The following is a 15,387-nucleotide window of genomic DNA, read 5'->3' as shown; positions in this document are numbered from 1 at the left end:
TACTATGAATGATGATAATGATAATGGTTTTTATCATCAATACATAAATGGTTTAATAATCGACATTTGCCGGAAATATGCTGTTTTTTTGATATGACGCAAGGTCTGCACTGTAGCGCTAAATAAGGGTAATATTTATTTTGTCATTTAATGTTTAATTAAGGTTTCATTGGTTAACAAAATGAAACCTTAATAAATGACTTATTTACTCGCCTTTATTAGCCGGAGCTAATCGGTTTCCGGAGTATACCAACATGGGGTCAGAGAATAATGCGGAGAAAGCGGCCCCTGCAATGAGGGGCCGGAAAAGGGTTAGCGTTTTTTACCCATGGCTGCTGCCAGCGCGTCCATCATGGCGCTGTTGCCAGCGGACTGCGCCTCACGGCCGCGCGGTTTCGCCGCTTTTGCCGCCGGGCGGTTGCCCTGCGCACGATCGCTCCCGCCGCCGCGCCGGGCGTTGCTCTCGCCCGGCTGCTCGTCAAGACGCATGGTCAGTGCGATGCGTTTACGCTGCAGGTCGACCTCCATCACTTTAACCTGCACGATATCGCCAGCTTTGACGACGGTATGCGGATCGTCGACGAATTTATTCGACAGCGACGAAATATGCACCAGGCCATCCTGGTGAACGCCGATATCGACAAAGGCGCCAAAGTTGGTGACGTTGGTAACCGCACCTTCCAGTACCATGCCCGGCAGCAGGTCGTTCATGGTTTCCACGCCATCGGCGAACTTCGCAGTTTTAAACTCCGGACGCGGGTCGCGACCGGGTTTTTCCAGCTCTTTGATAATGTCGGTGACGGTTGGCACACCGAATTTCTCATCGGTGAAGTCGGCCGCTTTCAGATTGCGTAATTCGCTGCTGTTGCCCATCAGATCGCTTAACGCCTGCCGGGTGGCGGCCAGAATGCGCTCGACGATAGGATATGCTTCCGGGTGAACGGTGGAGGCATCCAGCGGGTTGTCGCCGTGGTTGATGCGCAGGAACCCGGCGCACTGCTCGAAGGCTTTGGGACCGAGGCGGCTGACTTTCAGCAGCTGCTGACGGTTCTGGAACTGGCCGTTTTCATCACGCCAGGCGACGATGTTCTGCGCCATCATCCGCGTCAGGCCCGCCACGCGGGTAAGCAGCGGCACGGAAGCGGTGTTCAGATCCACGCCGACGGCGTTAACACAGTCTTCGACCACCGCATCCAGCTTGCGCGCCAGCTGTGACTGGCTGACGTCGTGCTGGTACTGGCCCACGCCGATGGACTTCGGATCGATTTTAACCAGCTCGGCCAGCGGATCCTGCAGACGACGGGCAATTGAAACGGCGCCGCGCAGAGAAACATCGAGGTCCGGGAACTCCAGGGCCGCCAGTTCGGAAGCTGAGTAGACGGAAGCCCCGGCTTCGCTGACGATCACTTTCTGCGCGGTGACTTTCGGGAACTGTTGCTGCACATCGAGGAAGAAGCGCTCGGTTTCGCGGGAGGCGGTGCCGTTGCCGATAGCGACCAGTTCAACGTTGTGCTTTTCACACAGCGCGGCGACGACAGATGCCGCTTTGGCGGCCTGTCCGGTGTGCGGATAGATGGTGTCTGTGGCGACCAGTTTACCGGTGCCATCTACCACGGCGACTTTCACGCCGGTACGCAGGCCTGGGTCGAGGCCCATGGTGGCGCGCAACCCGGCGGGGGCGGCCATCAGCAGATCGTGCAGGTTACGGGCAAACACGTTGATGGCTTCATCTTCCGCGCGTTCGCGCACGGTGCCCATCAGCTCGGTTTCCAGGTGCATCAGCACCTTAATGCGCCATGTCCAGCTGACAACCCCTTTGCGCCAGCTGTCGGCTGCGGCATTGTTCAAGCGTAAACCGAGATGGTCGATAATAATCTGTTCGCAGTGGCTCTCTTTCGGCGGCTCGTCAAACTGCGGGTCGGCATTCAGGGCCAGCTGCAGAATGCCTTCATTACGGCCGCGGAACATCGCCAGCGCGCGGTGCGAAGGGACGGTAGCGATAGGCTCATGGTGATCGAAGTAGTCGCGGAATTTTGCCCCTTCCTCTTCTTTGCCGCCCACTACCGTGGCAACCAGGTGCGCATTCTTCCACAGGTAGTCACGCACCTTCGCCAGCAGCGCGGCGTCTTCAGCAAAGCGCTCCATCAGGATATAACGCGCGCCATCCAGTGCGGCTTTGGTATCGGCGACGCCTTTATCGGCATCGACAAACTTCGCCGCTTCTGTTTCCGGATCGTGGGACGGTTCGTTCCATAGCAGATCCGCCAGCGGCTCCAGCCCGGCTTCAATGGCGATTTGCCCGCGGGTGCGGCGTTTCGGTTTATATGGCAGGTAAAGGTCTTCGAGCTCGGTTTTGCTCAGCGTGGTGGTAATCGCCTTTTCCAGCGCATCGGTCAGCTTACCCTGTTCGCCGATCGATTTGAGGATCGATTGACGACGGTCTTCCAGTTCACGCAGATAACCAAGGCGGGTTTCCAGATTACGCAGCTGCGTGTCATCCAGACCGCCGGTGACTTCTTTACGATAGCGTGCGATAAACGGCACGGTGTTCCCTTCATCAAGCAGGCGAACGGCAGCTTCTACCTGTTCAGACCTGGCCTGAAGTTCACCCGCAATAATGCGGCAGAGCGAATCATTCATCATGTCTATTTCATCTTGTGGATCGAAAATCAGGGGGATAGTTATACGGACTGGCACGGCAAAATGCCAGTCGTGGCACGAGGCTCTCAGATTGTTCCGGACGCGCTATTTCACATATTCGATATTGTTGACGTACCAGCTGGCTTCGCCGGAGGGCGTGTTGACCACCGCCAGGTCGCCGACCTCTTTTTTCAGCAGCGCGCGAGCCATCGGCGAGTCGATAGAGATGTAGTCTTTACGTCCGAAAATCTCATCGTAACCGACGATGCGAAAGCGCTTGGTGTCGCCATCATCGTTTTCGATTTCAACCCACGCGCCGAAAAACACCTTGCCCTCCTGCTGCGGGGAGTAATCGACGATTTTCAGATTTTCCAGACATTTGGTGAGATAGCGTACCCGGCGGTCGATTTCACGCAGCCGTTTTTTGTTGTACTGGTAATCGGCATTTTCGCTACGATCGCCAAGGCTGGCCGCCCAGGTCACTTTTTTGGTGACCTCAGGGCGTTCTTCACGCCACAAATAGTCCATTTCTTTTTTAAGTTTTTCATACCCTTCACGGGTGATCAGCGGCGTTTTCATTTATCGTTCTACCTTCTGATTGTCGGACACTGTACGCGGCGGTGTGCGGTTGCGCACAATTCGTAGTGCGTAATAATACCGACAGGATAAATAATGTGTCTTATGATTAAATGTATACTTAAGCTGCTGTTAAATATGCTTTGTAACAATTTAGCCTGGAATATATACCAGATTTAGCTGGTCGGCGACCCGGGCTTTTTTGAGAATACGCACTGACAATTGCAGTGAACCTTTGGGAGTATAAACAATGCAAGAGAATTATAAGATTCTGGTTGTCGACGACGACATGCGCCTGCGTGCGCTGCTCGAACGTTATCTGACCGAGCAAGGCTTCCAGGTTCGAAGCGTCGCCAACGCTGAACAAATGGATCGTCTGTTGACTCGTGAGTCCTTCCACCTGATGGTGCTGGATTTGATGCTGCCGGGCGAAGATGGTCTCTCCATTTGTCGTCGTCTGCGTAGCCAAAGCAACCCGATGCCGATCATTATGGTTACGGCGAAAGGGGAAGAGGTTGACCGTATTGTGGGCCTCGAAATCGGTGCGGACGACTATATTCCAAAACCGTTCAACCCGCGTGAGCTGCTGGCCCGTATCCGCGCCGTGCTGCGTCGCCAGGCGAATGAGCTGCCGGGTGCGCCGTCACAGGAAGAGGCGGTCATCGCCTTTGGTAAATTCAAGCTGAATCTCGGCACCCGCGAGATGTTCCGTGAAGATGAACCGATGCCGCTCACCAGCGGTGAATTTGCGGTACTGAAAGCGCTGGTTAGCCATCCGCGTGAGCCGCTCTCCCGCGATAAACTGATGAACCTTGCTCGCGGTCGCGAATATTCCGCGATGGAGCGTTCCATCGATGTACAAATTTCCCGTCTGCGCCGCATGGTCGAAGAGGATCCGGCCCATCCGCGTTACATCCAGACCGTGTGGGGGCTAGGCTACGTCTTCGTACCGGACGGCTCTAAGGCATGAAACGCGTGCGTTTTTCGCCGCGAAGCTCGTTTGCTCGCACCCTGTTATTGATAGTCACCTTGCTGTTTGTCAGCCTGGTGACGACCTATCTGGTGGTGCTGAATTTTGCGATTCTACCGAGCCTCCAGCAGTTTAATAAGGTGCTGGCATACGAAGTGCGTATGCTGATGACCGATAAACTGCAGCTGGAGGATGGCACCCAGCTGGTGGTGCCGCCGGCGTTTCGTCGCGAAATTTATCGCGAACTGGGCATTTCGCTCTATTCCAATGAAGCGGCGGAAGACGCAGGCCTGCGCTGGGCGCAGCACTATGAGTTTTTAAGTCAGCAGATGGCGCACCAGCTCGGTGGGCCAACCGAAGTGCGGGTCGAGGTCAACAAAAGCTCCCCCGTGGTGTGGTTGAAAACCTGGCTGTCGCCGAATATCTGGGTGCGCGTACCGCTGACGGAAATCCACCAGGGCGACTTCTCGCCGCTGTTCCGCTATACCCTGGCGATTATGCTGCTGGCGATCGGCGGCGCCTGGCTGTTTATCCGTATTCAAAACCGGCCGCTGGTCGATCTTGAGCATGCGGCGCTGCAGGTCGGGCGAGGCATCATTCCGCCGCCGCTGCGGGAGTACGGTGCATCCGAAGTGCGTTCGGTCACCCGGGCCTTTAACCACATGGCCGCAGGCGTAAAACAGCTGGCAGACGATCGTACGCTGTTAATGGCCGGCGTCAGCCACGATCTGCGTACGCCGCTGACGCGTATTCGCCTGGCGACGGAGATGATGGGGGAAGAAGACGGTTACCTTGCCGAGTCGATCAACAAAGACATTGAAGAGTGTAACGCCATCATCGAGCAGTTTATTGATTACCTGCGCACGGGCCAGGAGATGCCGATGGAGCTGGCGGATCTTAACTCGGTGCTCGGTGAAGTTATCGCGGCGGAAAGCGGTTACGAACGTGAAATCGCGACGGACCTGCAGGCCGGCGAGATCCCGCTGCGCATTCATCCGCTCTCTATCAAGCGCGCGCTGGCCAATATGGTGGTTAACGCCGCGCGTTATGGCAACGGCTGGATTAAGGTCAGCAGCGGTAGCGAAGCCAGCAGCGCCTGGTTCCAGGTCGAGGATGATGGCCCGGGGATTAAGCCAGAACAACGCGAGCATCTGTTCCAGCCGTTTGTGCGTGGCGATAGCGCCCGCAGCACCAGCGGTACCGGGCTGGGGCTGGCGATTGTGCAGCGTATTATCGATAACCATAACGGTCGTCTGGAGATTGGCTCCAGCGAGCGGGGCGGGCTGTTGATTCGCGCCTGGCTGCCGGTTCCGGTTCAACGTGCGCTAACGCCGACGAAACAGAGCAAAGAGAGTTAAGCGGCCGCTCGCGGCAGTCTGAATCGCGCGAGTCGGCGCGAGAGCATTAAAAAGCCGGGCATTGCCCGGCTTATTCTTTATAAATACACGGTTAGCGCTTCGGGCCGGCAGCGACCAGCGCGGCGCCCGCTGGCGTATCGGTGTACTTCTCGAAGTTCTCTACGAACAGCTTCGCCAGCTGCTCGGCTTTCTCCTGCCACTGCTCTGGCGAACCGTAGGTGTTACGCGGGTCGAGGATGTGCGTATCGACACCTGGCAGCGAGGTTGGGATCTGCAAATCGAACATCGGCAGCGTGAAGGTTTCCGCATTGTCCAGCGACCCGTCGAGAATGGCATCGATAATGGCGCGGGTATCTTTAATCGAGATACGTTTGCCGGTGCCGTTCCAGCCGGTGTTGACCAGATAAGCCTGCGCACCGGATGCCTGCATGCGCTTCACCAGAACCTCAGCATACTGCGTCGGGTGCAGCGACAGGAATGCGGCACCGAAGCAGGCGGAGAAGGTTGGCGTCGGTTCAGTGACGCCACGTTCGGTACCGGCCAGCTTAGCGGTAAAGCCAGAGAGGAAGTGATACTGGGTCTGGTCTGCCGTCAGGCGCGATACCGGCGGCAGTACGCCGAATGCATCCGCCGTCAGGAAGATAACTTTGGTGGCATGGCCCGCTTTCGAGATCGGCTTAACGATGTTCTCGATATGATCGATCGGGTAGGAGACACGGGTGTTCTCGGTTTTCGACCCATCGTCGAAATCAATCGTGCCGTCCGCGCGAACCACCACGTTTTCCAGCAGCGCATCACGACGAATCGCGTGATAGATATCTGGCTCTGCGGCTTCGGAGAGTTTGATGGTCTTGGCATAGCAGCCGCCTTCGAAGTTGAAGACGCCATCGTCATCCCAGCCGTGCTCGTCATCGCCGATCAGACGGCGTTTCGGATCGGTGGAAAGGGTGGTTTTGCCGGTGCCGGAGAGGCCAAAGAAGACCGCCACGTCGCCTTTCTCGCCCACGTTAGCGGAACAGTGCATTGATGCGATCCCCTGCAGCGGCAGCAGGTAGTTCATGATAGAGAACATCCCTTTCTTCATTTCGCCGCCGTACCAGGTACCACCAATCAGCTGGATCCGCTCGGTCAGGTTGAAGGCAACGAAGTTTTCAGAGTTGAGTCCCTGCTCCTTCCACTGCGGGTTGGTGCATTTGGCGCCGTTCATCACGATGAAATCCGGCTTAAAGTTGGCCAGTTCTTCATCGGATGGGCGAATAAACATGTTCTTGACGAAGTGTGCCTGCCAGGCCACTTCGGTAATGAAGCGTACGCTCAGACGCGTGTCGGCATTGGCGCCGCAGAACGCATCAACGATGAACAGACGCTTGCCGGAAAGCTGATGAGTGACCAGATCTTTCAGGTGCTGCCAGGTTTCCTGCGAGAGCGGTTTGTTGTCGTTTTTACCGTTGCCTTTATCAGACCACCACACGGTATCGCGGGTTGTATCGTCACGAACGATATATTTATCTTTCGGCGAACGACCGGTAAAGATACCGGTATCGACGGCGATCGCGCCCAGATTGGTGAGTACGCCGCGCTCATACCCTTCCAGAGTGGGATCGAGTTCTTCTTGATACAACGTATCGTAACTAGGGTTGTGGACGATATCCTGGACGTCATTGATACCATAAGCCTTGAGATCCTGCGGGGTTAAACCATTATTAACGCGCATGTCACTGCTCCTTAGCCAATAATATATACTGCTTTAAATTGTAGGGGTTCTTTCGGGGTATAGACCGCGACCAGGCTCATAGATTTACGTATCTCGACAAACGCCTTACTTACGAAAAACACGGTGACTCCTGTCACGAAACATGCGTGATTATCTCAGGAAATTGGCCGTTGGTGGGGATAGATGTTTCTTATTGGTTAAAAAGTAATTAAAAAAACTGCTGAATTGTGAATGTAATCGCTTTCTTGAAAGAAAATTACGTAACTCTTTCAGTGAAAATCGATTCATCACGCGAGGAAATAGTTGACGGCAGGCGCGGCGAAGGCAGAAAACCTCCGCCGCGAGCTCTGGTGGGCAGGATTATCAGTGAACCTGCGGGTCGGCCGGAGAGGCATTATTGCGAATCTCGGCGATATCCATGGCGTTGAACAGGTAATGATTGCCGCAGTAATCGCAGTGCATATCAATTTCACCTTCGTCAGCGAGAATGCTGTCGATCTCTTCATCCGGCAGCGTTTTCAGCGCCCCGGCGCAGCGTTCGCGGGAACAGGTACACTTAAATTCCACATTCTGCGGATCGTATACGGTCACTTCTTCTTCGTGATACAGACGCCACAGGACGTCAGTCGCTGAGAGGGTGAACAGTTCCTCGGCTTTGATGGTCTCAGTGAGCGTAGCCAGATGGTCGAAATCATTGGCCTGGGTCTCTTGTGCCGGCATCACCTGAAGCAGCATGCCGCCCGCCATCGGTTTCCCTTCATGTTCGCCGGTGCGAATGATAAGGCGCGTCGGCAACTGTTCTGAGCGCTGGAAATAATCTTCCAGGCAAGCCGCCAGGGTGTCGCCTTCCAGACCGACCACGCCCTGATAGCGCTCGCCTTCATCCGGAGAGATGGTGATGACCAGATACCCGTTACCGACCAGCGTTTTCAGGTCCGCATCTGCCGGAATGTCGCCCTGAGTCCGCGCGACGCCGCGCAGCTGCTGCTGATTCGTCCCGTTGATTACCGCCAGAGACAGAGGACCATCGCCCTGCAGCTGCACGGTGATATCGCCGGCAAACTTCAGCGTCGCGGTCAGCAGGCTGGTGGCAACGAGCAGCTCTGCCAGCACGGTTTTGACCGGCTGCGGGTAGCTGTGGTTCGCCAGAATCTGTTCCAGGGTTTCCGAAACGGTAACCAGTTCACCGCGTACGGCATAGTTTTCAAACAGATAACGATGTAATTGATCGTGTTGAGTCATAATGGTCTCTCTTGCTGGCAACAGCGGTGCCTACAGGTATAGGCGGTTACTCACTGTCGCCGTGTTTAAATCTCATCAGGTCGCGGCGTTCTTTCTTGTCCGGACGTCTGTCGGGATGCGGCATGGTCAGCGCGTTCATTTTGCGCGCCAGCGCCATTTTCTCGCGTTTTTCGATGCTCTCTGCCGTCTCTTCATACAAGGCGACGGCTTCACTGGCAGGTCGGCGCTGTTCGGTTATCCCTTTGACCAGCAGAATACGTTCGTCGTTGCCCTGGCGTAGCGTCAGAGTGGCGCCCGGCTCAACGATTTTACCCGGCTTGCTGCGCTGTCCGTTGTAATGCACCTTGCCGCCTTCAATCATCTCGCGCGCCAGCGCACGGGTTTTATAAATGCGGGCTGCCCAAAGCCATTTGTCCAGCCTGACGGCTTCGACGGGCTTCTCTTTCATGGCCTCTCCTTTGGGGTCAGCGAAGGGATCAGGCGCCGGTAGTCGTTCAATCCCGGATGTCGGGCATAGCTTTTTTCCGCCAGCCCGGAATCCGGATTCGTGACGCCCAGGCAGTAGCGAACACCAAACTGAGCCGCGGCATCGAGAATCGCCTCGCTATCGTCAACAAAGAGCGTTTTGCGCGCATCGAAGCCGGTTTCTTCCGCCACCGCACGCCACAGACGCTGATCTTCTTTCGGATAACCAAATGTGTGGGTAGAAAGCAATAAATCAAGGTGTGCGTCGAGACCGGTATGTTCAAGCTTTACCGCCAGATTGTGCGGATGGGCGTTGGTCAGCAGGATGCGCCGCTTGCCGCTGGCCTTGAGCGCATCAAGGAACGGGACGGTATCTTCACGCAGGGCTGCTCTTGGCCCCTGCTCGCTGGTCATCGCACGAATATCCAAATTCAGGCGCTCGCTCCAGTAGTCCAGACAGTACCAGTTTAGCGTATGCTGCACCGCGTGATACTCCTGGTGCATCGCCTCTTTGGCCTCCTGCAGGTTGAGCCCGCGTGCCGCTCCCCAGGTTTCCGGCACCAGTTTTTGCCAAAAATAGTTGTCGAAGGCGAGGTCGAGCAGCGTGCCATCCATATCCAGCAGAACGGTATCAACCTCCTGCCAGGCGATATCAAAATGCATGGTGAGTCTCCAGCGAGGGGAAATGCGCGACAGGGTATCACACCCCGCCGCGCAGGGAATTACTCTTGATGTTCCGGCGAGGGGATGAGTACCGGATTCAGGCAGCTTTCGTAGTATTTCTGAATATCTTCCATTCGCTGGCGATGACGCTGGTAGCGACGAATCGTCAGGATCCCGTGCCACGACATGCAGCCCAGCATGGTCAGCAGAAGCAGCGTCGTCCCCAGATAGCGCCACAGACCTGAACGGTCTGGAATACGATGCAGGTTGATGTGCTGCGTGCCATTGGCATCGGTATAGAGATTGGTCACAATCCCCTCGGCGTGGAACGGCGTATGCATCAGCATTCTGGCCAGACGCTGCAGTTCGCCCCACTGTTCATGCGCCGGATAGTCATACAAGCTGGTGGTCGGCCACGGCTGATTGACCAGATCGCTGCCTTCATCACTGACAATCAGGAAACCGCCGGGAGCCGGACTGTTAAGGGCCTGCGCTGCGCGTGAGGTTTCGCGAATGACAAACGGTGCCGTTGAGGTGGTGACCAGATTTTCCAGCGACTCGGCGCTAACCGGGCGCAGCAGAACGTTGACGCCATCCAGCTTGCCCGAGTTGGCGCGTTTGGTGAGCGCTTCCCAGTTACGCGTATTGCCCAGGTTAACCAGCGCGTTTTTCAAACGGGTACAGTCATCTTTTGCCGCACACAGGTTGTTGGTTTTTATGACGATATCGCCAAAATCATCCAGCAGCACCATGCCTGATTTCTGAATCGCCGAGCGCAGCGCGGGGCTGACGTGCGAGTCATCGTCCGGATCGGGATGTAGCTGGCGCTGCACGGATTGCATCAGCGCCGTGGCTTTGCCGACGACGTCGGACTCAGGAAGCGGTAGGGGAGGCGCGTCATTCCAGATGATCTGCGAGCAATCAAACGGCATAAACGGCGAGTTCTCTTTCGCCGTCCAGCTATCCGGCGAGTGGATATTGCAGGTTCCGGTACCTTTCAATCGCAGCGTATCGCCGAGGCGAACCTGCGACTTCTCCAGCTGGGCAACGGTAGTCGCTTCAATGGTTTGCGCCCCTTTCAGCCATGAAAGCGTAAACTTAAACGGCATATTCAGCGGGACGCTGGCCCACAGCATCACCACCACCAGCAGTGCGCCGATAGCGATAATGGCGCTACGCAGCCAGTACTGAAGCGGGAAGTTTTTCACTTCATCGTGCAACGACAGGAAGCGCCCCTGACGCACGACGTGACGGCTGAGATAGATATCGATATCCGTCTGCTGGCCGAGATCCTGGGCAATCCAGGGCTGCCAGTGGCGCGGATAGATCAGATCGATAATACCCAGGGAGATATTATTGATATGCTCCTGGTCATTTTCGCCAAACAGACCCCAGCGTTTGGGCATCCCGCGCAGGCAGTGGATCTCCCGGAGCGCCGCTTTACGCGGCGGCGCGTAGATACCCCACAGGCCCGCAGCCAGGAACAGTAGTCCACCGAGCAGTAGCCACGGGGTAAAAACATAGGGGCTTATCAGGCTGAAGTAAAACAGCAGGAACGAGGTGACGATAAAGATCGCTTCACGCAGCCCATCCGGCCGACTCAGCGCGTATTCCTCTGCCGTTTCCTGGCGAATGCTCAACAGCTCGATCTGCTCGCTCTCTTCCCCGCGGATTGACGCCTGGGTTGACGACGTCCGTTCGAGGGCATAACTGCGGCTCTCCTGCGGGTAGTCGCTGAGCGCATGGCCATTGAGGGCAATGACCAGCGGCAGGCTGTCGGTGGGTATCAGCTCAACGCTATTTTCGTCATTGATATACTGCTCCCAGAAAGGCGGCAGATGCACCTCCACCGAGTCGAGGAAGTAGCGCCATTTGTTCGGGTCATCGGTGGTAATGCCATAGCGCGTAATGGCGCGGGTCACCGTGAAAACAGTATCGCTCTGTTGGGTGAGAGACATTACGGCAGGGGCAACGCTTGCCCCCGATGCCGGCATTTGTCGGGCGTGGTTGAGACCTTCAAGGTACTTTTCCACCGCGCGGCGTTCTTGCTCAGAAAGCTTGCGGGTGACGGCATCGCTAAAGGCATGCAGGAGAGGGAGGCGGCGACGTCTGGCATGCGATCGATACCACCACCCGATAAGCAATGCGCAGATTAGCAGAGCTGTGAAAGAAATCAGAAAGGTGCCCATGCCCATCCCATCGTAGTTATTCTTTTCTTACAGGTGTCTTTAGTTGCTTAACACTTTGCGTGAACCTGCAGTGTGCTCTCGGCAGATATCGTATGTATACGGGAAAATTTATTGTGCGATACAGCAGCATACAAGCTTATCAAAATCGTTAAAATCCAGGAATCAGTAAATTCTCAAAAACATTTCAACCTATTGACTTTTTTATCTTTCTGATTCTCTCGTTTTGCGAGTGCAGGTTGCAACTATGTAAATAAGTGGCGAATTGAATTGCCGAAACCGTGCTGCGTATCGCACAATGACTTCTGGAATCACAGCATAGATCGATAACAATGAGCAAATCATTACAAAAACCCACCATTCTCAATGTTGAAACAGTAGCGCGCTCGCGTCTTTTTAACGTTGAAAGCGTGGACCTGGAATTCAGCAACGGCGTGCGTCGCGTTTATGAACGCATGCGCCCTTCGACGCGTGAAGCCGTGATGATTGTACCGATTGTCGATGACCATCTCATTCTGATTCGTGAATATGCCGTTGGCACCGAATCTTATGAGCTTGGTTTTTCTAAAGGGCTGATTGATCCGGGTGAAACCGTCATGGAAGCCGCTAACCGTGAACTGAAAGAAGAGGTCGGTTTCGGCGCCAATAAGCTGACGTTCCTGAAAAAACTGAGCATGGCACCCTCCTATTTCTCCAGCAAGATGAATATCCTGGTGGCTGAAGATCTGTACCCGGAATCGCTGCCTGGCGATGAGCCGGAACCTTTACCGCAGGTGCGCTGGCCGCTGTCGCAGCTAATGGCGCTGTTGGATGATGAAGATTTTAACGAAGCGCGCAACGTCAGCGCCCTGTTTTTGGTCCGCGAATGGCTGAAGGCTCAGGGACGCCTGTAGACCGCCCGGCGTCTTGCCAAATATCCGGCCTGTCACCATGGCCTGCAGAGAGAAGCAGAAAAAAAGCGCCCGCAGGCGCTTTTTTTGTCAGAACAGTTCGTGGGTTTCACCGCCACCATCGGTGATCGTGGTCCCCACTTCATGCACCGCCTGATGGGTCGGCTGTGTGCCATCAATGAAGTATTCGGCGCGGCTGTTACCGCCGCTCGCCAGCTGACCGGTGCTGCGGTCGATATTGACCGTTACCACGCCAGGCGGCGGGGTTAATGGCTCTTCAGGTACGCCTTCCAGCACGCGTTTCATAAAGTCATCCCAGGCTGGCTGGGCGCTTTTGGCTCCCCCCTCATAGCCGGAAATCTGATCTTTAATCGCGCCGGATGCGGTAGTCCGCCCCAGATCGCGGCGGTGATCGTCAAAACCAATCCATACCGACGTCACGACGCCCGGGCCGTAGCCGGAGAACCACGCATCTTTTGAGCTGTTGGTGGTCCCCGTTTTACCGCCGATATCGTGGCGCTGCAGATCGCGCCCGGCGCGCCAGCCGGTACCCATCCAGCCCGGTTCGCCGAAGATGTTACTGTTCAGGGCGCTTTTAATCAGGAATGACAATGGCGTGCTAATCACATGCGGCGCATATTCCTGGGCGCCGGATTGGGCAACCAGCGCCTGGTTGACCTGTTCAAGCTCTGGCTGCGGCGGCACCGCGGAGTTCTGCGGTGTTGTCGAGGTCGCGACATCTTCGACATCCTTATTTTCCAGCACGTCGGATTTCGGCGTATCGCCGTAAATGACCGGCAGGTTGCACTGCGGACAGGCAACTTTAGGCCGCTCCTCAAAGATCACGCCGCCCTGATCGGTCTCGATTTTGCTGATAAAGAATGGCGTAACCAGGAAGCCGCCGTTGGCCATCACCGAATAACCGCGCGCAACCTGCAGCGGCGTAAAGGATGCGGACCCCAGCGCCAGCGACTCGGTATGCACGATATTCCCCGCCGGGAAACCGAAACGCTGTAGATACTCCGCCGCGTAATCCACGCCCATGGCACGCATGGCGCGAACCATCACGACGTTCTTCGACTGCCCCAGTCCCTGACGCAAGCGAATCGGGCCGGCGTACTGCGGCGGGGAGTTTTTCGGCTGCCAGTCGGAACCGGCACCGGCGTCCCAACGGGAAATCGGCACATCGTTAAGCATACTGGCCAGCGTCAGGCCTTTATCCATTGCCGCGGTGTAGAGGAACGGCTTAATGTTCGAGCCTACCTGGCGCAGGGCCTGGGTCGCGCGGTTGAATTTACTTTGATTGAAGTCGAACCCGCCGACCAGGGCGATAATGGCGCCGTTCTGCGGGTTAATGGAAACCAGCGCCGAGTTCACATCCGGTACCTGCGACAACCACCAGCGGTCGCCGACCTGACGGACCCAAATTTGCTGCCCGGACTGCAGGACATCGGTGACCTTGCGCGGAGTCGCTCCTTGCTGGGTATCGGAGATAAAGCGACGCGCCCAGCGGACGCCCTCCATGTTCAGCGTGACCGACGTTCCATTACTTAATAGCGCGACCGCTTCCTGGGGATTTGCCGAGGTAATCACCGCCGGAGCAAGCGGCCCGTAGCCGGGCAGGCTTTTCAGCGATGCGATGATTTTCGCCTGATCCCAGGGCGTTTCGCCCACTTTCCACAGCACGTTGGCCGGGCCGCGGTAGCCATGGCGCATATCGTAATCGAGCACGTTATTGCGGACGGCTTGCTGAGCGGACTGCTGGTTTTTCCGCGTGATAGTGGTGTAAACGCGGTAGCCATCTTCATACGCCTGCTCGCCATAGCGGTTGACCATCTCCTGGCGGACCATTTCACTGAGATAAGGCGCCGAGAAAGCGATTTCCGGTGCGTGGTAGCGGGCGTCAATGGCTTCGTTGCGCGCCTGATCGTATTGCGTCTGCGTGATATAGCCTTCGCTCAGCATACGTGCCAGAACAACGTTACGACGCGCGGTCGCGCGGTCCATGGAATAGAGCGGGTTAAATGTCGATGGTGCTTTAGGCAGGCCGGCGATAACGGCCATTTCGCTCAGGCTAAGCTGGTCGACAGATTTACCAAAGTAAACCTGCGCCGCCGCGCCGACGCCATAGGCGCGGTAGCCGAGATAGATTTTATTCAGGTACAGCTCAAGGATTTCGTCTTTATTCAGCAACTGCTCGATGCGAATCGCCAGGAAGGCCTCTTTGATCTTACGCATCAGCGTCTTCTCCGGGCTCAGGAAGAAGTTACGCGCTAACTGCTGGGTGATGGTACTGGCGCCCTGTGAGGCATGGCCTGAGAACATGGCGACGCTGGCTGCACGGAAAATACCGACCGGATCGACGCCGTGATGTTCATAGAAACGACTATCTTCGGTGGCAATAAACGCTTTGATCAGCTCGGGCGGCATTTGCTGCAGCGTGACGGGAATACGGCGTTTCTCGCCATACTGCGCAATAAGCTCGCCATCCGCGCTATAGACCTGCATCGGGATCTGCAAACGCACATCCTTCAGGGTCGCGACGTCAGGGAGTTGCGGCTCAATATATTTATAGAGGCCAAAAACCGAGCCTGCTCCCAGCAGTACGCAACAGACTGCAAGGATCAATAGATACTTTACGAACTTCACCGGAGATTTCCCATTAAGTTTAATTTGGGCAGTT

11 protein-coding genes are annotated in these 15,387 nt (G+C 56.0%); 3 read left to right on the top strand and 8 right to left on the bottom strand.

The window, feature by feature from the left end:
* Positions 1 to 312 precede the first annotated feature (312 nt).
* Both ROR01S_RS21815 and greB read right to left on the bottom strand, forming a co-directional pair.
* A complete protein-coding gene (locus tag ROR01S_RS21815; protein ID WP_015585610.1) occupies positions 313 to 2,643 on the bottom strand; it encodes a Tex family protein in 2,331 nt (776 codons plus the stop codon).
* A gap of 102 nt (positions 2,644 to 2,745) precedes the next feature.
* Positions 2,746 to 3,219, bottom strand: a complete 474-nt coding sequence (gene greB / locus ROR01S_RS21810; protein WP_064359876.1) for a transcription elongation factor GreB — start codon at positions 3,217 to 3,219, stop codon at positions 2,746 to 2,748.
* 247 nt (positions 3,220 to 3,466) lie between these two features.
* Between greB and ompR the strand changes: the two genes are divergently transcribed.
* Both ompR and envZ read left to right on the top strand, forming a co-directional pair.
* Entirely contained in the window at positions 3,467 to 4,186 is a 720-nt protein-coding gene (gene ompR, locus ROR01S_RS21805) for an osmolarity response regulator transcription factor OmpR (RefSeq protein ID WP_001157751.1), read from the top strand.
* Entirely contained in the window at positions 4,183 to 5,544 is a 1,362-nt protein-coding gene (gene envZ / locus ROR01S_RS21800; protein WP_004868479.1) for a two-component system sensor histidine kinase EnvZ, read from the top strand. Before ompR ends, envZ begins: the two co-directional genes overlap by 4 nt.
* Positions 5,545 to 5,635: 91 nt before the next feature.
* On the opposite strand, the gene pckA is transcribed toward envZ, so the two are convergent.
* The 5 genes from pckA to ROR01S_RS21775 all read right to left on the bottom strand — a co-directional run bounded on the left by pckA (position 5,636) and on the right by ROR01S_RS21775 (position 11,817).
* Positions 5,636 to 7,258, bottom strand: coding sequence for a phosphoenolpyruvate carboxykinase (ATP) (pckA, locus tag ROR01S_RS21795; RefSeq protein WP_004868477.1), 1,623 nt, complete (start codon positions 7,256 to 7,258; stop codon positions 5,636 to 5,638).
* A 363-nt stretch (positions 7,259 to 7,621) separates the two neighbouring features.
* Complete coding sequence (gene hslO / locus ROR01S_RS21790) at positions 7,622 to 8,500, bottom strand: Hsp33 family molecular chaperone HslO (protein ID WP_048023425.1); 879 nt, start codon at positions 8,498 to 8,500, stop codon at positions 7,622 to 7,624.
* Positions 8,501 to 8,546: 46 nt separating this feature from the next.
* Positions 8,547 to 8,948 carry a ribosome-associated heat shock protein Hsp15 gene (gene hslR, locus ROR01S_RS21785; protein WP_004868472.1) on the bottom strand — a complete coding sequence of 134 codons (402 nt, stop codon included), beginning with the start codon at positions 8,946 to 8,948 and terminating at the stop codon, positions 8,547 to 8,549.
* Entirely contained in the window at positions 8,945 to 9,628 is a 684-nt protein-coding gene (gene yrfG, locus ROR01S_RS21780; RefSeq protein ID WP_004868470.1) for a GMP/IMP nucleotidase, read from the bottom strand. The genes hslR and yrfG overlap by 4 nt, the downstream gene beginning before the upstream one ends.
* Positions 9,629 to 9,687: 59 nt before the next feature.
* The gene (locus tag ROR01S_RS21775) at positions 9,688 to 11,817 is read right to left on the bottom strand and encodes an intracellular growth attenuator family protein (RefSeq protein WP_064359875.1); all 2,130 of its coding nucleotides are present in this window, start codon (positions 11,815 to 11,817) and stop codon (positions 9,688 to 9,690) included.
* A 329-nt stretch (positions 11,818 to 12,146) separates the two neighbouring features.
* On the opposite strand from ROR01S_RS21775, the gene nudE reads away from it, so the two are divergent.
* Complete coding sequence (gene nudE, locus ROR01S_RS21770) at positions 12,147 to 12,707, top strand: ADP compounds hydrolase NudE (RefSeq protein ID WP_004868466.1); 561 nt, start codon at positions 12,147 to 12,149, stop codon at positions 12,705 to 12,707.
* Between the two features lie 87 nt (positions 12,708 to 12,794).
* On the opposite strand, the gene mrcA is transcribed toward nudE, so the two are convergent.
* Positions 12,795 to 15,353 carry a peptidoglycan glycosyltransferase/peptidoglycan DD-transpeptidase MrcA gene (gene mrcA / locus ROR01S_RS21765; RefSeq protein WP_064359874.1) on the bottom strand — a complete coding sequence of 853 codons (2,559 nt, stop codon included), beginning with the start codon at positions 15,351 to 15,353 and terminating at the stop codon, positions 12,795 to 12,797.
* Between the last annotated feature and the right edge of the window lie 34 nt (positions 15,354 to 15,387).

Origin of the sequence: Klebsiella ornithinolytica NBRC 105727 = ATCC 31898 (assembly GCF_001598295.1) — a bacterium.
Taxonomy (GTDB): Bacteria; Pseudomonadota; Gammaproteobacteria; order Enterobacterales; family Enterobacteriaceae; genus Klebsiella; species Klebsiella ornithinolytica.
The sequence above is the reverse complement of the archived record's forward strand: the minus strand, read 5'-3'. Positions and strand labels throughout refer to the sequence as shown.